This is a genomic window from Duganella sp. CF458, assembly GCF_900113115.1.
Lineage (GTDB): Bacteria > Pseudomonadota > Gammaproteobacteria > Burkholderiales > Burkholderiaceae_D > Rugamonas.
On sequence record NZ_FOOF01000020.1, the window covers coordinates 73,102 to 92,980 of the forward strand.

The 19,879-nt window shown below is 62.2% G+C and carries 22 protein-coding genes; 8 read left to right on the forward strand and 14 right to left on the reverse strand.

Annotated elements, in window-relative coordinates:
* Positions 1-2: 2 nt before the first annotated feature.
* The 4 genes from mrdA to BM269_RS25430 are packed head-to-tail and all read right to left on the reverse strand — an operon-like array spanning position 3 to position 4,645.
* Complete coding sequence (gene mrdA, locus BM269_RS25415; RefSeq protein ID WP_090444060.1) at positions 3-2,069, reverse strand: penicillin-binding protein 2; 2,067 nt, start codon at positions 2,067-2,069, stop codon at positions 3-5.
* 2 nt (positions 2,070-2,071) lie between these two features.
* Positions 2,072-2,584 (reverse strand): rod shape-determining protein MreD, encoded by a 513-nt coding sequence (gene mreD, locus BM269_RS25420; protein ID WP_055928570.1) that lies wholly within the window; start codon positions 2,582-2,584, stop codon positions 2,072-2,074.
* Positions 2,581-3,555, reverse strand: a complete 975-nt coding sequence (mreC, locus tag BM269_RS25425; protein WP_090444156.1) for a rod shape-determining protein MreC — start codon at positions 3,553-3,555, stop codon at positions 2,581-2,583. Before mreC ends, mreD begins: the two co-directional genes overlap by 4 nt.
* A 46-nt stretch (positions 3,556-3,601) precedes the next feature.
* Positions 3,602-4,645 carry a rod shape-determining protein gene (locus BM269_RS25430; RefSeq protein ID WP_028102363.1) on the reverse strand — a complete coding sequence of 348 codons (1,044 nt, stop codon included), beginning with the start codon at positions 4,643-4,645 and terminating at the stop codon, positions 3,602-3,604.
* A 242-nt stretch (positions 4,646-4,887) separates the two neighbouring features.
* Here BM269_RS25430 and gatC point away from each other — a divergent pair, with 242 nt between their 5' ends.
* Genes gatC through gatB form a run of 3 tightly spaced genes read left to right on the forward strand, consistent with a single transcriptional unit; the run spans position 4,888 to position 8,143 of the window.
* Positions 4,888-5,193: an Asp-tRNA(Asn)/Glu-tRNA(Gln) amidotransferase subunit GatC gene (gene gatC / locus BM269_RS25435; protein ID WP_090444063.1), complete on the forward strand. Its 306-nt coding sequence runs from the start codon at positions 4,888-4,890 to the stop codon at positions 5,191-5,193.
* Positions 5,194-5,196: 3 nt separating this feature from the next.
* Positions 5,197-6,672, forward strand: a complete 1,476-nt coding sequence (gene gatA / locus BM269_RS25440; protein WP_090444065.1) for an Asp-tRNA(Asn)/Glu-tRNA(Gln) amidotransferase subunit GatA — start codon at positions 5,197-5,199, stop codon at positions 6,670-6,672.
* 10 nt (positions 6,673-6,682) lie between these two features.
* The gene (gene gatB, locus BM269_RS25445) at positions 6,683-8,143 is read left to right on the forward strand and encodes an Asp-tRNA(Asn)/Glu-tRNA(Gln) amidotransferase subunit GatB (protein WP_090444068.1); all 1,461 of its coding nucleotides are present in this window, start codon (positions 6,683-6,685) and stop codon (positions 8,141-8,143) included.
* Positions 8,144-8,209: 66 nt separating this feature from the next.
* Here the strand turns inward: gatB and BM269_RS25450 are convergent, their stop codons facing one another.
* From BM269_RS25450 to pyrE, 3 genes are all read right to left on the reverse strand, one after another.
* Positions 8,210-9,112, reverse strand: coding sequence for an alpha/beta fold hydrolase (locus BM269_RS25450; RefSeq protein WP_090444071.1), 903 nt, complete (start codon positions 9,110-9,112; stop codon positions 8,210-8,212).
* Between the two features lie 4 nt (positions 9,113-9,116).
* The gene (locus tag BM269_RS25455) at positions 9,117-9,491 is read right to left on the reverse strand and encodes a hypothetical protein (protein ID WP_090444074.1); all 375 of its coding nucleotides are present in this window, start codon (positions 9,489-9,491) and stop codon (positions 9,117-9,119) included.
* Positions 9,492-9,564: 73 nt separating this feature from the next.
* Positions 9,565-10,221 (reverse strand): orotate phosphoribosyltransferase, encoded by a 657-nt coding sequence (gene pyrE, locus BM269_RS25460; RefSeq protein WP_090444077.1) that lies wholly within the window; start codon positions 10,219-10,221, stop codon positions 9,565-9,567.
* Positions 10,222-10,269: 48 nt separating this feature from the next.
* Here pyrE and BM269_RS25465 point away from each other — a divergent pair, with 48 nt between their 5' ends.
* The 5 genes from BM269_RS25465 to BM269_RS25485 all read left to right on the forward strand — a co-directional run bounded on the left by BM269_RS25465 (position 10,270) and on the right by BM269_RS25485 (position 13,741).
* On the forward strand, positions 10,270-11,040 hold the full coding sequence (locus BM269_RS25465) for an exodeoxyribonuclease III (RefSeq protein ID WP_090444080.1): 771 nt from the start codon (positions 10,270-10,272) through the stop codon (positions 11,038-11,040).
* Positions 11,040-11,738: an FG-GAP repeat protein gene (locus BM269_RS25470; RefSeq protein ID WP_090444083.1), complete on the forward strand. Its 699-nt coding sequence runs from the start codon at positions 11,040-11,042 to the stop codon at positions 11,736-11,738. Before BM269_RS25465 ends, BM269_RS25470 begins: the two co-directional genes overlap by 1 nt.
* A 74-nt stretch (positions 11,739-11,812) precedes the next feature.
* The gene (locus tag BM269_RS25475; protein ID WP_090444086.1) at positions 11,813-12,553 is read left to right on the forward strand and encodes a DUF4386 domain-containing protein; all 741 of its coding nucleotides are present in this window, start codon (positions 11,813-11,815) and stop codon (positions 12,551-12,553) included.
* A gap of 1 nt (position 12,554) precedes the next feature.
* Positions 12,555-12,956 (forward strand): hypothetical protein, encoded by a 402-nt coding sequence (locus BM269_RS25480; RefSeq protein WP_090444089.1) that lies wholly within the window; start codon positions 12,555-12,557, stop codon positions 12,954-12,956.
* Between the two features lie 83 nt (positions 12,957-13,039).
* Positions 13,040-13,741, forward strand: a complete 702-nt coding sequence (locus BM269_RS25485; RefSeq protein ID WP_090444092.1) for a hypothetical protein — start codon at positions 13,040-13,042, stop codon at positions 13,739-13,741.
* A 28-nt stretch (positions 13,742-13,769) separates the two neighbouring features.
* On the opposite strand, the gene BM269_RS25490 is transcribed toward BM269_RS25485, so the two are convergent.
* Genes BM269_RS25490 through BM269_RS25520 form a run of 7 tightly spaced genes read right to left on the reverse strand, consistent with a single transcriptional unit; the run spans position 13,770 to position 19,877 of the window.
* Entirely contained in the window at positions 13,770-14,678 is a 909-nt protein-coding gene (locus tag BM269_RS25490) for a pseudouridine synthase (protein ID WP_229204798.1), read from the reverse strand.
* Between the two features lies 1 nt (position 14,679).
* Positions 14,680-15,570 (reverse strand): M48 family metallopeptidase, encoded by an 891-nt coding sequence (locus tag BM269_RS25495; RefSeq protein ID WP_090444095.1) that lies wholly within the window; start codon positions 15,568-15,570, stop codon positions 14,680-14,682.
* A gap of 35 nt (positions 15,571-15,605) precedes the next feature.
* Positions 15,606-16,217, reverse strand: coding sequence for a methionine biosynthesis protein MetW (gene metW / locus BM269_RS25500; protein ID WP_090444098.1), 612 nt, complete (start codon positions 16,215-16,217; stop codon positions 15,606-15,608).
* Positions 16,214-17,371, reverse strand: coding sequence for a homoserine O-succinyltransferase MetX (locus BM269_RS25505; protein ID WP_090444101.1), 1,158 nt, complete (start codon positions 17,369-17,371; stop codon positions 16,214-16,216). Before BM269_RS25505 ends, metW begins: the two co-directional genes overlap by 4 nt.
* 42 nt (positions 17,372-17,413) lie before the next feature.
* Positions 17,414-19,162, reverse strand: coding sequence for a phosphoenolpyruvate--protein phosphotransferase (gene ptsP / locus BM269_RS25510; protein WP_090444162.1), 1,749 nt, complete (start codon positions 19,160-19,162; stop codon positions 17,414-17,416).
* Between the two features lie 18 nt (positions 19,163-19,180).
* Positions 19,181-19,450: an HPr family phosphocarrier protein gene (locus BM269_RS25515; protein WP_090444103.1), complete on the reverse strand. Its 270-nt coding sequence runs from the start codon at positions 19,448-19,450 to the stop codon at positions 19,181-19,183.
* A gap of 25 nt (positions 19,451-19,475) precedes the next feature.
* On the reverse strand, positions 19,476-19,877 hold the full coding sequence (locus BM269_RS25520) for a PTS sugar transporter subunit IIA (RefSeq protein WP_090444106.1): 402 nt from the start codon (positions 19,875-19,877) through the stop codon (positions 19,476-19,478).
* Between the last annotated feature and the right edge of the window lie 2 nt (positions 19,878-19,879).

A 19,879-nucleotide genomic window follows, 5' to 3' on the forward strand; every position in this document is an offset into this window, starting at 1 on the left:
CCTTATTCTCTCTTGCGCGGCGGGCCGGCCGGCAGCTTCTGGTCCGCCGGCGCCGGCACTGGCGCTGGAGCCTGCGCCGGCGGCGCTGCCGCCTGGCCCTGTTGCAATGCGCGGCGCTCGGCAGCCGCGTCCACATCCGCTTCAGGCAAGTCCTCCACCGGCACGGTTTCCGCATCTTCCTTCGGCACCGGCGTGGTTTCCTTTTCCGTCGGGCGCTTGCCCAACAACCAATAGTCCAGCACTTTACGCGCAATCGGCGCCGCCACGGCGCCGCCGAAACCGGCGTTCTCCACGATCAGCGCCAGCACGATCTTCGGTTTGTCGGCCGGCGCGAAGGCGGTGAACCAGGCGTTGTCGCGCAGGCGCTCGTCCAGGCGGGCCGCGTTGTACTTCTCGTTGGCCTTGATCGCCACCACCTGCGCGGTGCCGGTCTTGCCGCCCACGGTATAGCCTGCGTTCAGGAACGCGCGGTAACCGGTTGCCCCCGGCTCGGTGGTCACCCCCACCATCGCATCCTTGATGAAGTCGATGTTGGACTGCTTGAGAGGGATGCGGTAGCTTTCCTTCGGCACGGTCAGGGTGCGCTTGCGGGTGCCGCCGTCTTCCAGGATCTTGACCAGGTGCGGCTTCATCACCACGCCGTTGTTGGCCAGGTTGGCCACCGCGTGCGCCACCTGCAGCGGCGTGTAGTTGTTGTAGCCGGAGCCGTTGGAGACCGAAATCGTATCGCCGCCCACCCATTTGCCTGCCGCCGGATTCTTCTTGAAGCGCTGGCGCTTCCATTCCTGCGAGGGCAGCACGCCCTTCTTCTCGTTTTCCAGGTCGATGCCGGTCAGCTGGCCGAAACCGAAAGGCGCCATGAAGTCATGGATCAGGTCGATGCCCATGTCGCGGCCCAGCATGTAGTAGTAGGTATTGCACGACACCACGATCGACTTGCGCATGTCGACCATGCCGTGGCCGCCCACCACGTCGTCACGGAACTTGTGGGTGCCGAGGTAGAAGAAGCCCGGGTCGGCAATCGCCTGGCCGGCGGTACGCTTGCCTGTTTCCAGCGCCGCCAGCGCCATGAACGGCTTGAAGGTGGAACCCGGTGCATAGGTACCGGACAAAGGCCGGTTCATCAGCGGCTTGTCGAGCGAGGTATTCAGCTCGTTCCAGCTTTGCGCGTCGATGCCGTCCACGAACAGGTTGGGATCGTAGCCGGGGCGCGACACGTACGCCAGTACGTCGCCGGTACTCGGCTCGATCGCCACCAGCGCGCCGCGGTATTCGCCGAATGCTTCTTCGGCGACTTTCTGCAGTTCGATGTCGATCGACAGGATCAGGTTGGCGCCCGGTGTCGCCGGGGTGCGCGACAGCGTGCGGATGGCGCGGCCGCCGGCAGTACGCTCCACTTCCTCGTAGCCGGTCTGGCCGTGCAGCTGGCGTTCGTAGCTCTTCTCCAGGCCTTCCTTGCCGATATGTTCGGTGCCGTTGTAATTGGCTTCGTACTCGGTCCCTTCCAGCGCCTTGGACTCGGCCGGGTTGATGCGCCCGATATAGCCGACCACGTGCGAGGCCACTTCGCCCAGCGGGTATTGGCGGAACAGGCGGGCCTGGATATCGACACCCGGGAAGCGGAAGCGGTTGGCGGCGAAACGCGCCACTTCCTCGTCGCTCAGGCGGCTGCGCAACGGAACGCTGGTGAAGCTTTTGGATTCCTCCATGAGCTTCTTGAAGCGGCGGCGATCCTTGGGAGTGATCTCGACCAGCTTGGCCAACTCGTCGATCACCTCCTCCATCGGCGCGGCCACCTTGGACGGCGTGATCTCCAGCGTGATGGCCGAGTAGTTGCGCGCCAGCACCACCCCGTTGCGGTCGAGGATCAGGCCGCGGCTTGGCACGATCGGCACCACCGCGATGCGGTTGTCCTCGGCCTTGGCAATGTAGTCGTTATGCTTGATCACCTGCAGCCAGATGAAGCGCGCCAGCAGCAGCGAGAAGCAAAAGAACACCAACCCGCCCAACACGGACAAGCGCACCCGGAAACGGTGCAGGTCTTGCTCTGTATTCTTGAACTCGGTCATGCTCAGATCGGGCGGGTGTGGTCTTTATCCACTGCGCGGCGCTGCGGCGCCAGCAGCAGCATGGTGGCCAGCGGCCACAACAGCGCAGCCACCACGCTTTCGATGAAGAAGAACCAGCCGGGGAATTTGCCGGCCACGATGAAACGCACCACCATCTGCACGGTTTGCGCCAGCAACAGCAGCGGCACCACATGCAGGATCTGCGTCGTCACGCGGAACCACAGGATGCGGCGATGCAGCATGATGGCGAAATACGACAGCAGCGTGTACGCCAGCGCGTTCTCGCCCAGCAGGGAAGCGTCGTGCACGTCCATCAGCAGGCCGAGGAAGAACGCGGTGCCGATGCCTACCTTGCGCGGCTGGTGCACACCCCAGAACACCAGGGTCAGCGCCACGAAGTCCGGTGCCGCGAAGAAGCGGCCCCACGGCAGCATATTGAGCAGCACCGCGCAGAACAGGCTGAAGAAAATGAACAGCGGGCTGACCGGCAGCAGGATGTATTGTGGACGGTTCATCGGGTCCCCTCTTTCGGTGCTGGCGCGGCGGCTGGAGCCGGCGCCTGCGCAGTTTCCGCCTTGGCCTTTTCCTTATCCTTATCCTTCTTCTTCGACGGCTTGGCGGCCGGCTCTTCCTCCGGAGGACGCGGCGGTATGTCCGGCAGCGACATCAGGATCAGCAGCGCGGTATTGCGCTCGGTACCGGCCAGCGGCGCGCACACCACGCGGCCGAAGGCGCCGCTGGCATTGCTCTCCACCTGTACCACGCGCGCCACGGCCAGGCCGGCCGGATAGACGCCGTCGATACCGGAAGTAATCAGGATGTCGCCGACCACCACGTCGGCTGTCGGCGCCATGAAGCGCAGGTCCAGGTTGCCCGACTGGCCGCGGCCGACGGCCACGGAACGCAGGCCGTTGCGCAAAATCTGCACCGGAATCGCCTGCTCCTTGTCGGTCAGCAGCGTGACTTCGGAAGTGAACGGGAACACCCGCGTCACCTGTCCCACCACGCCCTGGTTGTCGATCACCGGCAAGCCAGCGGCCACACCATGCTGGATGCCGCGGTTCAGGATCACCTTGCGCGTGAACACATCGCGCGCTTCGTACAGGATTTCAGCCAGTTGCGACTTGCCCGGCACACGCTGTTGCGCATCGAGCAGCTTGCGCAGCTGGTTGTTTTCAGCCTGGTAGAGCTGCGCCTGCTGCAAGGCCTGCGAGGCGGCGATCTGTTGCTGCTGCAGGACGCTGACCTGCTTCTCCAGCTTCGACAGCGTGGAGAAATAGTCGCCCATGCCGTAGATGGCATCGCGCGGCAACAGTGCGATTTTCTGCAAGGGATAGAGGACAAAGCCGACGCCCTGCCGAACTGCCGTCAGCGCGTTGACGCGCGAATCGGCCAGCAGCAGCGCAATCGAAATGCACGCGAACACCATCATCTTGAAACGGGCGGACGCGCCTTGCTTGAACAGTGGCGGTGGACTGTATTCCATGTCTTCCAATTAACAAGGGCAGCTTCCGCTGCCCTTTTTCTCAAGCTTACTCGTAGGAGAAGATGGATCCCAGCTGGTCCATGCGCTCCAGCGCCAGGCCGGAGCCGCGCACCACGCAGGTCAGTGGGTCTTCTGCCACCAGCACCGGCAGGCCGGTTTCTTCCATCAGCAGGCGGTCCAGGTCGCGCAGCAGTGCGCCGCCGCCGGTCAGCATCATGCCTTTTTCGGCGATGTCGGCGCCCAGTTCCGGCGGGGTCTGTTCCAGCGCGTTCTTGACGGCGGAGACGATGTTGTTCAGCGGGTCGGTCAGCGCTTCCAGGATCTCGTTCGACGAGATGGTGAACGAGCGCGGGATGCCTTCCGACAGGTTGCGGCCCTTGACTTCCATTTCCTTGACTTCGGAGCCAGGGAAGGCGGAGCCGATGGCCTTCTTGATCGCTTCGGCGGTCTGCTCGCCGATCAGCATGCCGTAGTTGCGGCGGATGTAGTTGACGATCGCTTCGTCGAACTTGTCGCCGCCCACGCGCACGGAACCCTTGTACACCATGCCGCCCAGCGAGATGATGCCCACCTCGGTGGTGCCGCCGCCGATGTCGACCACCATGGAGCCGGTGGCGTCGGATACCGGCAGGCCGGCGCCGATCGCCGCTGCCATTGGTTCTTCGATCAGGTACACCTGGGATGCGCCGGCGCCCAGCGCCGATTCACGGATCGCACGGCGTTCCACCTGGGTCGAGCCGCAAGGCACGCAAATGATGATGCGCGGCGATGGGCGGAAGAATTTGGAATCATGCACCATGCGGATGAACTGCTTCAGCATCTGCTCGGTGACGGTGAAGTCGGCGATCACGCCGTCTTTCATCGGGCGGATCGCCTCGATGTTGCCAGGCACCTTGCCCAGCATCTGTTTTGCTTCTTTACCGACGGCCTGGATGGTTTTCTTGCCGTTCGGGCCACCTTCCTGGCGGATCGCCACAACCGAAGGCTCGTCCAGCACGATGCCGGAACCGCGTACGTAGATCAGGGTGTTCGCCGTACCAAGGTCGATTGCCAGGTCAGACGAAATATAGCGACGTAAAAAACCAAACATGAGTGTCCTGTAGGGCGCAATGCGCAAAATTCGTTATATATGAGGTATCCGGTCAAATGCGGCCAGGCGGGTGTTCAGCACCAGCAGCGCATTAACCCGCGATTGTACCTTATAATCTACAGCTTATTTGCCCTAAATCCACTCTATTGTGCGAGCACGCAACCGTTGATTTATGCGGTGTTCGCCGCGATTTAACTGGTGATAGGCAACCGATCCAATAAATTACACTTCTGACAATTTCCATGTCCCTGACACTGAACGACGTTGAACGCATCGCCAAGCTGGCCCAGTTGGAGATGGACCAGGCCCATTCCGCCAATATGCTGGAAAAGCTGAATGGCATCTTCGCGCTGGCCGAGCAGATGCAGGCCGTGGACACCGAGGGTGTCGCCCCGCTGTCCCACCCGCTGGCCAATGCCATGCAGGTCGCACTGCGCCTGCGCGAGGACGTGGCAACCGAGCCGAATCGCCGCGAGGCATACCAGCACGTGGCGCCAAAGACCGAAGATGGCCTGTATCTGGTGCCAAAGGTCATCGAAAGCGAGTAAAGCATGCATAACAAAACAATCAAAGAGCTGTCCGAGCTGCTGCAAAAGAAGGAAGTCAGCGCCGTCCAACTGGCGACCCACTTCCTGGACCGCATTGAAAAAAGCGACCTGAATGCCTTCCTGCACGTGGACCGCGCGCTGACGCTGGCCCAGGCTGAAGCGGCCGACCAACGCATCGCCAACGGTACTGCCACCCCGCTGACCGGCGTGCCGATCGCGCACAAGGACATTTTCGTGACCCAGGGCTGGCGCTCGACCGCCGGCTCGAAGATGCTGGCCAACTACACCAGCCCGTTCGACGCCACCGTGGTGCAGAAGATGCTGGACGCCGGCATGGTCACCCTCGGCAAACTCAATTGCGACGAGTTCGCCATGGGTTCCTCGAATGAGAACTCGGCTTTCGGCGCCGTGAAAAACCCTTGGGACAAGTCTGCCGTTCCCGGCGGGTCCTCCGGCGGCTCCGCTGCTGCGGTAGCTGCCCGCCTGGCGCCTGGCGTGACGGGCACCGACACCGGTGGCTCGATCCGCCAGCCCGCTGCGTTCTGCGGCATCACCGGTATCAAGCCAACCTATGGCCGCGCCTCGCGCTTCGGCATGATTGCCTTCGCCTCCTCGCTGGACCAGGCCGGCCCGATGGCCCAGACCGCGGAAGACTGCGCGCTGCTGCTGTCGGCCATGACTGGTTTCGACGAACGCGATTCGACCAGCCTGAGCGCCGAACAAGGCAATGCTGCCGAAGACTTCACGCGCGCGCTGAACCAGCCGCTGGCCGGTCTGCGCATTGGCGTGCCGAAGGAATATTTCGGCGAAGGCCTGGCTGCCGACGTCGAGAAAGCCGTGCGCGCTGCGCTGGCCAAGTTTGTGGAACTGGGTGCCACCCTGGTCGACATTTCGCTGCCGAACACCGCGCTGTCGATCCCGGCCTACTACATGATCGCTCCGGCGGAAGCTTCGTCCAACCTGTCGCGCTTTGACGGCGTGCGCTACGGCCACCGCGCCGAAGGCTACAAGGACCTGCAGGACATGTACAAGAAGAGCCGCGCCGAAGGCTTCGGCCCGGAAGTACAGCGCCGCATCATGGTCGGCACCTACATCCTGTGCCACGGCTACTACGACGCTTACTACCTGAAAGCGCAAAAGATCCGCCGCAAGATCACGCAGGACTTCGCCAATGTGCTGGGCAGCCAGTGCGACGTGATCATGGGCCCGGTGGCCCCGACCGTGGCCTGGGACCTGGGCTCGAAGGCGGACGATCCGGTAGCGAACTACCTGGCCGACATCTTCACCCTGTCCACCAGCCTGGCCGGCTTGCCTGGCATGTCCATCCCTTGCGGTTTCGGCGAAGGCGAGAAGAACGCCAACCGCCCGGTAGGCCTGCAAATCATCGGCAACTACTTCGCCGAAGCGAAGCTGCTGAACGTCGCCCACCAGTACCAGCAGGCGACCGACTGGCACAAGCGCAGCCCTTCTTCGATTTAAGGAAAAAGATATGGAATGGGAAGTCGTCATCGGTATTGAGAACCACGTACAGCTCACCACCGACTCCAAAATTTTCAGCGGCTCGCCGACCAAGTTCGGCGCCGAACCAAACACCCAGGCCAGCCCGGTCGACCTGGCGCTGCCAGGCGTGCTGCCTGTCATGAACAAGGCTGCCGTCGACCGCGCGATCCGCTTCGGCCTGGCCGTCGGCGCCAAAGTCGCACCGCAGTCGATCTTCGCGCGCAAGAACTACTTCTACCCTGACCTGCCGAAGGGCTACCAGATCTCGCAGTTCGAAGACCCGGTGGTGCAAGGCGGCCAGCTTACCTTCGGCTACGAGAAGGACGGCAAGTTCGTCACCAAGACCGTGAACCTGACCCGCGCCCACCTCGAGGAAGACGCGGGCAAGTCGCTGCACGAGGATTATCACGGCATGTCGGGCATCGACCTGAATCGCGCCGGCACCCCGCTGCTGGAGATCGTGTCCGAGCCTGAAATGCACAGCGCCTCCGAAGCAGTGGCCTACTGCAAGGCCCTGCACGGCCTGGTGATGTGGCTTGGCATCTGCGACGGCAATATGCAGGAAGGCTCCTTCCGCTGCGACATCAACGTGTCCGTACGCCCGAAAGGCCAGAAGGAATTTGGCACGCGCTGCGAACTGAAGAACCTGAACTCCTTCCGCTTCATCGAGGAAGCCGTGCACGTTGAAGTGGCGCGCCAGATCGAGCTCCTGGAAGACGGCGGCAAGGTGGTGCAGGCGACCCGCCTGTACGATCCGGACAAGAAGGAAACGCGCCTGATGCGCGAAAAGGAAGACGCGCAGGATTACCGCTACTTCCCTGACCCGGACCTGCCGCCGCTGACCATCGGTGCCGACTGGATCGAACGCGTGAAAGCGTCCATGCCGGAACTGCCAGCCGTGATGCGCACGCGCTTCGTGGAAGAGTACAAGCTGCCGGAATACGATTCGCTGATCCTGACCGCATCCAAAGGCATGGCGCTGTATTTTGAAGCCGTGGTTGCTGCAGCTGGCAAGGACAACGCCAAGGCCGCAGCCAACTGGCTGATGGGCGATGTGTCGTCGACCTTGAACCGTGAAGGCGTGGAAATCGCCGACGCGCCAGTGTCGGCCGCGCAATTGGCCTTTATGCTGAAGCGCATCAGCGACGGCACCATCTCGAACAAGATGGCGAAGGAAGTGTTTGCCGACATGTGGGCGGCCAAATCCGACGACGAGAAGGTCGCGGACGCCATCATCGCTAAAAAGGGTGGCGGCCAGATCTCCGACGCGGGCGCGCTGGAAGCCATCGTTAACGAAGTCATCGCCAACAACGAGAAGTCCGTTGAGCAGTACCGTGCCGGCAAGGAAGCGGCCATCAACGCCCTGATCGGCCAGGCGATGAAAGCCTCGAAAGGCAAAGCCAACCCGGCCCAGCTGACTGAGCTGCTGAAGCAGAAGCTGGCTTCTTAAAACCGGTAAACCTGGGTCTGACCCACAGGTCAGACCCCGTCTGCGGAACGGCCCGCGGCCGGGAGATCATACAGGGTCAGGCACTTGTGCCTGACCCTGGTCTACCGGTTTTGACAGGTGCGCGCACATCCAGCGAAGAATATCCGCAAAGATCTCCTCGCGATTCACCTCGTTGAAATTCTCATGATAATTCTCGTGCTGCACATGGCATTCCAGCAGCTTGGGATCGATCATCGCCAGCAAATCCAGTGTCGCCTTCGGGTCGGCCAGCTTGTCATCCCCCGCCACCACCGCGTATAAAGGCCAGCGCCAGGTCGGCATCTTCTCCGCCAGTCCCTTTTGCGCCCCCTGCAGCGCCACGCCAAAACGCACCGTGCATTCGCGCGCCCGCACATCGTCCGCCTCATCGCGATGATGCCGCGCAGTAATCGAAGGATCATGCGTCAGCACATCGGTCAACGACGCCATCGGCACCTTCATGGTCGGCGCCAGCGCGGCCAGCACGCCGGACAACCTCTCCAGCAAGGCCGGCACCTTGATCGCATTCACGTAATACGGCGACGACAGCACGAAACCCTTCACCAGCGGATCCCGTTCCAGCGCTTCAAGCCCGAAACGCGTTGCAATCAGCGCGCCCATCGAATGGCCCATGATAAACACCGGTACGCCTGGATAATGCTGCTTGACCCAATGCAGGAACAGCCCCACCTCTTCGATGAAGACGGCGAAGTCCGGAATGTCGACGCGACGCGCATTCTCGTGCCCGCACAAATCGAACGCCACGGTCGCAAAGCGGTGCTGCTTGAAATACAGCGCCGGCGTCACATAGTCGCCCGCATGCGCCAGTCCGCCGTGGATGGCCAGCAGCACGCCAGCCGCAGGCTTCGCGGGTTCCCAGATGTGGATCTTGCGTTCGGCGCCATGGCGCCCCTTGAAGGTGGCGAAGCGGTCTTCGGAGAATCGGTTCATGCGGTCACGAGGAAATGCTCAGCGCAATGCCCATCTCCAGCATCAGCGAGAGGTCGGCCAGCGTGAAATCGAGAGTGGATGCGCCCTGGTTGGACGCGGCGGGGGAGAAGGCAACGCGCAGTTCGGCCTGGATCGGCGCCACGTCGAAGGTGATGCCGCGCGCCTGGCATTCGTGCAGGTAGGCGCGCACCTTGCGCATCAAGGCGTCCGGAACGGGGTCGGTGCCCAGCGTGGCGTAGAAGCCATGGTCAAGGCGGGTGCGGCCGGTCGGGCTGGTGTCGCCCTTCTTCCAGTCGCTTTCGGGCTCGCTGGGGAGCCCGTCCCGCACGTCCGCGACCGCGGCTTCGTCGCCGTATACCTTGAGCGTTGCGATGTTCATTACTTTCCTCGATCTTAATGTTGTAAGGAAGCAATCACAGTCTAGCACAACGCCCGGCCGGCGCCAGCTTGGCTTATTCCACGCCGTACTTGCTGCGGTAGGCGGCTACCGCGTCCTTGTGCTGTGCAAGCGAGGGGTCGGCCGACAGGTAGGTAAACAGGTCGGACAGGTTGCCGATCGAGATCACCGGGATGCCGTAGTTCTTGCTCACCTCCTGCACCGCCGACAGCGCGGACATCTGGCCATCCTTGCCGCCGCGTTCCATGCGGTCCAGTGCGATCAGCACGGCGCAAGGCTCGGCGCCTGCGTTGCGGATCATTTCCACGGATTCGCGTACCGAGGTGCCGGCCGAGATCACGTCGTCAATAATGACAACTTTGCCAGTCAATTTCGCGCCCACCAGGGTGCCGCCCTCGCCATGGTCCTTGGCTTCCTTGCGGTTGTAGGCGAAAGAGGTGTTGCGGCCTTTGCCGGCCAGCGCCATCGACGTCGCGGAGGCCAGGGTGATGCCCTTGTAGGCCGGACCGAACAGCATGTCGAATGCAACGCCGGAGTCCAGCAGGGTCTGGGCGTAAAAGTCGGCCAGCCTGGCCAACGTCGCGCCGTCATGGAACAGGCCGGCGTTGAAGAAATAGGGCGATTGCCGCCCTGCTTTGGTCGTAAACTCGCCGAATTTCAGCACTCCCGCCTGTACGGAAAACGCGATAAACTCTTGCCTCAAATTGCTCATAGTGCACCCATCTTTGTTCAAAGTGCCGATATTTTAACCGGAACACCTATGCCAAAAATCATTTCCGCAAACCTGAACGGTATCCGCTCCGCCGCCAAGAAGGGCTTTTTCAACTGGATGGGCACCATCGACGCCGACATCATCTGCGTGCAGGAATTGAAGGCGCAGGCAGCGGACATGACCGGGGAATTCCTCAACCCGCACGGCTACCACGGCCATTTCCACTACGCGGAAAAGAAAGGCTACTCCGGCACCGGCATCTACAGCAAGCTTGCCCCTGACCGCGTGATGATCGGTTTCGGCAGTCCCGAATTCGACGCCGAAGGCCGCTACGTGCGCGCCGATTTCGGCAACCTGACCGTGATCTCGGTGTACTGCCCCTCCGGCTCCTCGTCGGAAGAACGCCAGCTGGCCAAGTTCCGTTTCATGGAGTTGTTCCTGCCGCACCTGCAGCAGTTGCGCGCCGAAGGCCGCGAGTTCGTCATCTGCGGCGACTGGAACATTGCCCATAAGGAGATCGACCTGAAAAACTGGAAGGGCAACTTGAAGAACTCCGGCTTCCTGCCGGAAGAACGCGCCTGGATGACCAAGCTGTTCGAGGAAGTCGGCTACGTCGACGTGCACCGCGGCCTCGACCAGCGTCCAGAGCAGTACACCTGGTGGTCCAACCGCGGCCAGGCCTATGCGAAGAACGTGGGCTGGCGTATCGACTACCACGTCGCCACTCCAGGCATCGCGTCCAAGGCCCACACCGTGTCGGTCTACAAGGACGAAAAGTTCTCCGACCACGCCCCGCTGATCATCGAGTACCACGCCTGATGCGCCGCGCGCTCGCAACGTTGCTGCTGACGGCCGCCGGCGTTGCCGGCGCCGCCGATACCGCGGTCATCATCGATAGCTCGCGCCAGTTCATGCCGAACAGCATGCCGCGCAACGCGGCATGGCTTGGGCTGTTCTGCCAGAAGCTGGAGTGCGAACTGCTTCCGGCCGAAGTCGACATCTCCATCGATACAGCCAAGGATATCCTGGAGCAGGACGAAGAGCTGGACCGTGTGACCGTCCAGGGCAAGCCGCTTGCCGTTTTCGCCAACGTGCCGCTCAAGCCCGGCAAGGTCGTCACCTGGCATGCCATGAACGACGCCCAGTATTTCGGCAGCCCGCAATTCGAAAAGCTGCGCAAGCTGGGCAAGTGGAGTATGCCTTGGGGTACGCAGCCGATGGCCCTGTCCTGGGTCAAGACTGCGGAAGAACGCAAGCGCTATCACCTGAGCGATGGCACCAGCAAGCAATTCCTGTTTGCGGTCAACGCATCGGGCGAGTATGGCGGCGACACCACGCCCGTAGTGTATTGGGCGGGCGATCTGGATGGCGACGGCAAGCTCGACCTGCTGATGGGCATCCCCGACGAGAGCTGTGCCTACGATGAGAGGCTGTACCTCTCCTCCGGCGCTGCGGAAGGCATCCTGCTGCGCAAGGCTGCTCACACGCAAGGCAGCCAGGCCGCTTGCGGCTGCTGAGCAACGGCCTGCTTGCTGGCCGTCGTTGCATGTGCGATCCTGCATGTTCTTTTCAAAAACACAAGGAAAAGACCATGCAACAGAACACGCCCACCAAGCGCCTCGCGCGCACCGCCGGCCTGCTGTACCTGGTTGTCGTCGTCACCGGCATCTTTGCCTTGATGTATGTGCCGTCCCAGCTCAAGATCGGCAATGATCCAGTCGCAGTGCTCGCCAGCATCGATGCCCACGAGGGACTGTTCCGTGCGGGAATCGCTGCGAGCCTGGTGTGTTATCTCGCCTTCCTGCTGCTGCCGCTGGCGCTCTACAAACTCCTCAGCCCCTACGGCCGCAGCACTGCGGCAGTGATGGTGGCGCTGGCCGTGGCCAGCGTGCCGCTGTCGTTCGCTAATGTCGGCCACCGGCTCGAAGTGCTGAACCTGATCAACGGTGCCGACTACCTGCGCGGCATGACGCCGGACGCATTGGCGCAGCAGGTCATGTTGTCGCTCAAGGCTTACAGCAAAGGCATGGTCCTGAACCAGGTATTCTGGAGCTTGTGGCTCGGACCTTTCGGCTACCTGGTCTACAGATCCGGAATCCTGCCAAAAGTGCTTGGCATCTTGCTGATGGTCGGCAGCGCGGGCTATGCCACAGAGGCCTTCGGCTATATCCTGCAGGCCGATTTCACCTCGCTGCCAGGCGTCGACCTGCTGTCGATTCCAGCTTCGCTCGGCGAAATCGGCACTTGCCTGTGGCTCTGCATCATGGGCGCGCGCGAGCCGGCTCACAGCGCAGGCGCCTATAATACTGGGATAAAAATCGCCCGGAATTAAAATGAAAACCGTATTGGTCCTTTTCCTGCTGACTATCAAGAGCAGCTTCATCAACGACGAAGAGTCCGAAGCCACCGACGAGCAATTCGACACGATCCAGTTCGTGCAGACGGAGCAAGGCACCTGGCGCTTCAAGACTTTCGCCGAGGATGAGGATGTGCACCTGTGGAGCATCGAAGCCGACGGCGACCTGGTCGAGCTGGCGATCGAAACCACCAACCGCCATTATGGCGACGTGATCGACGAAGCCTTCATCATCGAGAGCGATGACGGCGTGGAAGGCCTGCGCCGCGAGCTGAAAAAGCAGGGCTTGAGCGATAACCTGCAGATCTCCCCGAAAGGGCCGCTGTTCTGGGCTCCGCCAGGCTCCAGCTACAGCCCCAAGTCCGCGCCGGCGCACTGAATCACGCACTGAGCCAATTAAAAACGCCCATTCCGGCCTTGGTTGTTTAGAATGCCAAAATTCAAACAACTATTGCGCTGGCCATGAACCAAGTCCTGACACCGTCTAACGAAGAAAACAGCAGCATCGACAAGATCGCCCTCGCCAAGCAACTGGCGGGCGATGTCACCCGCGGCGCCGGTGCCGGCATCCTACGCACTGTACTGGCAGTGCTCGCAGCGCTGATGGTCAATGCGCTGGGCGTTACGCTGTTGTTCCGCAGCGAACTGGGTGGCAGCCATGGTTCGGCCATGATCTACGCGGCCTTTGTCGCCGCACCATTCATGATCGCCGTCGGCGTCACCGGCATGATGGCTTACAAGCTTGGCTTGCAGGGCATCCTGGCGCGCGTGGTGGAGAGCCAGGCCGGGCTGATCGCCAAGCTGGGCGCAGGGATCCTGGAAACCTTCCTGCGCAGCGTCAATTACCAACCGGGCCGCCCACTGTCGGAGAAATTCCTCGGCGGCTGGCGCAGCTTCCTGAACCTGCAGTCCGGCCTGCCGAAACCGCTGCCATGGCTGCTCGCCAGCCTGACCTCGCGCATTCCTCTGGCCGAGACGATTACCGAAGTCGCCACCACCGGCATGACGCTGCGCGAAGTGGCGCATGCGGCGATGACGCGCATCATTTCGGAAGGTGCCGCAGGCGGCCTGCGTCCTTCCAACCAGGCCCTGTTCATCGCCCTCGCAATCCAGTTCGGCATGTGGTTCCCCATCGGCCTGCTGGTTCGCTACATGTTCGGCTAAGGACAGCATGAACAAGCCGGCAGCCCAGCTATAGGCGCTGCCTGCTCTCGAAAAAGCGCCACTCGCCCGTCAGCGGGTCCGGGAAGCCGATCGCCTTGGCCAGCAGCTTGAGCGGCGACGACACGTCGTCCTGCTTGCATGGCAGGGCAACTGGGTAGAAGACGTCATTCACGATCGGGATGCCCAGCGACGAAAGGTGTACCCGCAACTGGTGCTGGCGGCCGGTGTGCGGCCATAGTCGATACAGCACATGTTCGCCGCGCTGTTCGATCACATCGATCATGGTTTCCGAATTCGGCTCGCCCGGCGCTTCCTTCATGGTGAAGAATTTATCGCCTTCCACCATCCTGCTGCGATAGACGAAGGGGAATTCCCGGCCCGGCAGCGGGCCGGCGAGCGCCTCATACTCCTTCTGCACCAGGCGCTTCTGGAACAATGACTGGTAATCGCCACGGCTGCCCGCATTGCAGGAGAAGATCACCAGCCCCGCCGTCTCGCGATCAAGGCGATGGATCGGCACCAGGTCTTCAATGCCCAGTTTGCGGCGCACGCGCACCAGCAGCGTCTCTTTCACGAAGCGGCCGGATGGAATCGTCGGCAGGAAGTGCGGCTTGTCGACCACCACGATGTGCTCGTCCTGGTGCAGCACTTCTTCTTCAAACGGGATCGGGAATTCGGTGTCCAGCTCGCGGTAATACCAGATGCGGGCGCCGCGCACATAGCGCGATTCGGGCTGCACCGGCAAGCCCTTGCCGTCCACCACGTCGCCGCGCGCCATGCGTTCACGCCACCTGGCTTCGCTCACGGCAGGATAGTTGGCCGACATGAAGGTGATCATGTCCGGCCAGACGCCCTCCGGCAGCCACAGGTAGCTGGGCGTGACGCCATCGCGCATCGGCAATGGCGGCGCGCCCGAGGCGTGCTTCGGGCGCGACATTTCAGGACTTGGGCAGCGGGGACGTCTGGTAAGGCGGCAGCTTGTTCACGTCCAGGCCGCGCTGGCGGGCGTAGACCGGCAACACCAGCGGCATTTGCTTCTGCATGTCCTGGATGCGCGAATTGCCGCTTGGGTGGGTGGACAGGAATTCCATCGGCTGCTGCGCATTGACGGCGCCCATCTTCTGCCACAGCGCGATACCGGCGCGTGGATCGAAGCCGGCGCGGGCCGCCAGGTCGATGCCGACCAGGTCCGATTCGGTCTCATCGCCGCGCGAGAACTTCATCACGGTCAGTTGGCCGGCCACATTGGCGCCGGCATCGGTGATGCGCGGGTCAATGCCGAGGTAGGAGGACAGCACCGCACCACCCAGCTTGCTGGCCAGCGACACGGCCGTCGATTGCACGGCGCGCTTGCGGGCATGCTCGCGCAGGGCGTGGGCAATTTCGTGGCCCATGACCATCGCCACTTCATCGTCGGTCAGGTTCAGCTTGGTCAGGATGCCGGTATAGAAGGCGATACGGCCGCCCGGCATGCAGAAGGCGTTGACCTGGTCGGAATTGAGCAGGTTGACTTCCCATTGCCAGTTGGCTGCGGACGGGTTCCAGCGCTGGGCATTCGGCACGATGCGGGCCGCGATGGCGCGCAGCCGCTTGACCTGCGGGTCGGACTCCGGCACCAGCGCTTCCTTCTGCCTGGCTTCATTCAGCAGCTGGGAGTACTGCAGCTTGGATTGCTGGTCCATTTGCTGCTCATCAGCAAAGACGCGCAGGCGCGACAGCTTGGTGACGGGGATGCCGTCAGCTTTGGGGTTCATCGGCGCGGCCTGCTGAGCCGATGCGGTGCCGGCGGCCAGCGCCAGCGCAATAAGGGTGAACTTGAACTTCTTCATGGCTTTTAAGATATCACAGCTGGATGGCGCACAGCTTAACTGGATTGTTTTTTGCGCAGGCGGAACACGGCCAGGTCGCCGCGCAGGTTAGGCAGCACGGAGACTGTCCTGCCCTCCGCCAGCGCCACGCATTCGATCACTTCCAGCCCCACCTCTTCCGCCAATTCCTGGAAGTCGTAGATGGTGGCACAGCGCACGTTGGGCGTGTCGTGCCACTGGTATGGCAGCGATTTCGAGACCGGCATGCGGCCCTTCATCAGCGCCACGCGGTGCGGCCAGTAAGCGAAATTGGGGAAGGACACGATGGCTTCGCGGCCGACGCGCACGATATCGCGCAGCAGGTCCTCCACGTGCTTCATCATTTGCAGCGAGGACAGGCACAACACCGTATCGAAGGAGTTGTCGCCGAAGATGCCCAGGCCGTTTTCGAAGTCCTGCTGGATCACGCGCACGCCGCGCTGGGTGGATGCCAGCACCTGCTCGTCCGCCAGCTCCAGGCCGTAGCCGGTGCAGCGCTTTCCGCTCTGCAGGTAATCCATCATCACGCCATCGCCGCAACCCACGTCGAGCACGTGGGCGCCTTCGCGCACCCAATGCGCAATGAAGGCCAGGTCGGGACGGGCGCTGCTCAGGTCATCGAAAGTCATGCTGCTTGTTCCTTGTTCGTTTCTTTCCATACTTGCTCGTAGTAGGCGCGCACCATGTTCATATAGCGCGCATCCTCGAGCAGGAAGGCGTCGTGGCCGTGCGGCGCGTCGATCTCGGCGTAGGTCACCTCGCGCCGGTTGGCCAGCAAAGCCTGCACGATCTCACGGCTGCGCTCCGGCGAGAAGCGCCAGTCCGTGGTGAAGGAAGCGAGGAAGAACTTGGCGCGGGTGGCAGCCAGGGTCTTGGTCAGGTCGCCGTCGAACTTACGCGCCGGATCGAAGTAGTCGAGCGCCTTGGTGATCAGCAGGTAGGTGTTGGCGTCGAAGTACTCCGCGAACTTGTCGCCCTGGTAGCGCAGGTAGGATTCGATCTCGAAGTCGATGCCGAAGCCGAATTTGTAGTCGCCGCCGCTGGCCGCGATGTCGCGCAGCTTGCGGCCGAATTTCTCGGCCATGTCGTCGTCCGACAGGTAGGTGATGTGGCCGATCATGCGCGCCACTTTCAGGCCGTTCTTCGGCACCACACTGTGTTCGTAGAAGTCGCCGCCGTGGTAGTCAGGGTCGGACAGGATGGCCTGGCGGGCCACGTCGTTGAAGGCGATGTTCTGCGCCGACAGCTTCGGCGTGGACGCGATCACCAGGCAGTGGCGCAGGCGCTCAGGGTGCATGATGGACCAGGCCAGCGCCTGCATGCCGCCCAGCGAACCGCCCATCACCGCAGCGAACTGCTGGATGCCCAGCTGGTCGGCCAGGCGCGCCTGTGCCGCCACCCAGTCCTCCACCGTCACCACCGGGAACGCCGCGCCGTACTGCTTGCCGGTTTCCGGATTGATGTGCATGGGACCGGTCGAGCCGAAGCAGGAGCCCAGGTTGTTCACGCCGATGACGAAGAACTTGTCGGTATCGAGCGCCTTGCCCGGCCCGACCATATTGTCCCACCAGCCCACGTTCTTGGGATTGTCGGCGTAATAGCCCGCCACGTGGTGCGAGGCATTCAGCGCGTGGCACACCAGCACCGCGTTGGACTTGTCCGCATTCAGCGTGCCATAGGTCTCGTACATCAGCATGTAGTCGCGCAGGGACGCTCCGCTCTGTAGCTGAAGGGGTTCCGCAAAGTGCATTGTCTGCGGCGAGACGATTCCAATCGAAGGCATGTGAATCCGGTTTATGGTTAAATTGTGCTGCGAAAGTTGGTGTTACAGGGCTTGCAGGGCGTTGACTGCGTCGGCAATCGTTTCAGGGTCCATGCTGCGCATGATCTTGCGCATCTGCGGCGCAATCAGCTGCAGGTCGCTGTTCAGGATTTCCTGCTTCACCGACAGCAGCTGCGACGGGTGCATCGAGAATTCGCGCAGGCCCATGCCCAGCAGCAGGCGCGTCATCTTGGCATCGCCCGCCATTTCGCCGCACACCGCCACTTCGATGCCGGCTTTGTGGCCGGCGGCGATGGTCATCGCGATCAGTTGCAGGATGGCCGGGTGCAGCGGATCGTACAGGTGCGCCACTTCGTAATCGACGCGGTCGATGGCCAGCGTGTACTGGATCAGGTCATTGGTGCCGATGGACAGGAAATCCATCTTCTTGACGAACATCGGCAGCGCCAGAGCGGCAGCCGGGATTTCGATCATGGCGCCGACCGGCACTTCGGGGTCGTACTTCTCCCCCCTGTCGTCAAGCTGTGCCTTGGCGCGCTGGATCATGGCCAGCGACTGGTCGATCTCGAAGGCGTGCGCCATCATCGGAATCAGGATGCGCACCTTGCCGTGCACCGAGGCGCGCAGGACGGCGCGCAACTGGGTCAGGAAGATCTGCGGCTCCGCCAGGCAATAGCGGATGGCGCGCAGGCCCAGTGCCGGATTGAGCGCGGTATGCTCCATCTGGTCCAGCGGCTTGTCGGCGCCGATATCGAGCGTGCGGATGGTGACCGGGCGGCCCTTCATGGCCAGCACGGCTTTGGTGTACTGCTGGTATTGCTCGTCCTCGGTCGGCATCTGGCCGTCGCGGCCCATGAACAGGAATTCGGAGCGGAACAGGCCAACGCCGTTGGCGCCAGACTCCATCGCGTGCTCGCAGTCCTCCGGCAATTCGATGTTCGCCATCAGCGCAATCTGCGTGCCGTCCTTGGTAATGGCCGGTGTTTTTTTCAGCTTGCCCAGCTTCTTGCGGGCGCGCATCGCCGCCAGTTGGCGTTCGCGGTACTGTTCCAGCACCTGTGCGCTTGGGGTGACGATCACCACGCCGGCATCGCCGTCGATGATCACCCAATCGTCCTGCTGGATCAGGGTCGATGCCTGCGACATGCCGACCGCCGCCGGTATGTCGAGCGAACGCGCCACGATGGCGGTATGCGAGTTCTGGCCGCCGACATCGGTCACGAAGCCGATGAAGGAGCGGTCGCGGAACTTCAGCATGTCGGCCGGCGAGATATCGTGGGCCACCACGATCATCTGGGCCAGGAATTCATCGCCCTCGAGTTCGGCCTGTTTCGGCAGCAGCGGTTCGCTGCCCATCAGGACTTTCAGCACCCGCTCGGCGACCTGCTGGATATCGGCCTTGCGCTCGCGCAGGTACGGGTCTTCGATCTCGTCGAACTGGGCCGACAGTTCGTCGATCTGGGTCACCAGCGCCCATTCGGCGTTGTAATGGCGGCTGCGGATGATATCCAGCGGCGCCTCGGAAATCATCGGGTCCGACAGGATCAGGGCGTGCACATCGATGAAGGCACCCAGCTCCGTCGGGGCATCCTTCGGCAGCTCGTTCCACAGCGTTTGCAGTTCGCGGTGCACGGTGGCCAGCGCCGATTGCAGGCGCTTCACCTCCGCCTCCACGTTCTCCTCGGAAATCAGGTAATGCTTTACATCGAGCGCCGCCGGCGCAAGGATGTGCGCGCGGCCGATCGCGATGCCTCGCGAAACCGGAATTCCGTGGAGGGAGAACGATGCCATCGGGCTGCCGTCCCGCATTTACTCGCCTTCGCCGAACTTGTCGTTGACCAGCCCGGCCAGAGCGTTGATGCAATCCTGTTCATCGGCGCCGTCCGCTTCCAGCAGGACCTTGGCGCCCTTGCCGGCGGCCAGCATCATCACGCCCATGATGGACTTGGCGTTGATGCGGCGACCGTTACGCGACAGCCAGACATCGCTTTGGAACTTGGCTGCCAATTGGGTGAATTTTGCAGAAGCACGTGCATGCAATCCGAGCTTGTTGATGATTTCAAGTTCTTGCTGAATCATGTTTTAGTTTTGCTTGGTTGACTCGTTAATTGACTCGGATACGGTTATCGACCTTGACTGCGCCATTCTGCGCGCCGGCCAGGGCCATTTCCACGACTACGTCCAGCGTATCGGTACGATAGGTGATGGCACGCAGCAGCATGGGAAGGCTGATGCCAGCAACCACCTCGACCTGGCCGGCGTCGGCCAGCTTGTTACAGCAATTAGCGGGCGTGCCGCCCTTGATATCGGTCATGACCAGCACGCCGGCACCGCTGTCGAGGCGCTTGATGGCTTCACGCGCCAACTGCTGCACTTCGTTCAGGTCCTGGTCTGCCAGCACGTCGATCGCCTCCAGTTTTTCAACCGGAGCCCGGAACACATGCGCTGCGGCGGCCAGGAAAGCCTGGCCCAGCGGCGCGTGTGTCATCAATAAAATCCCTACCATGT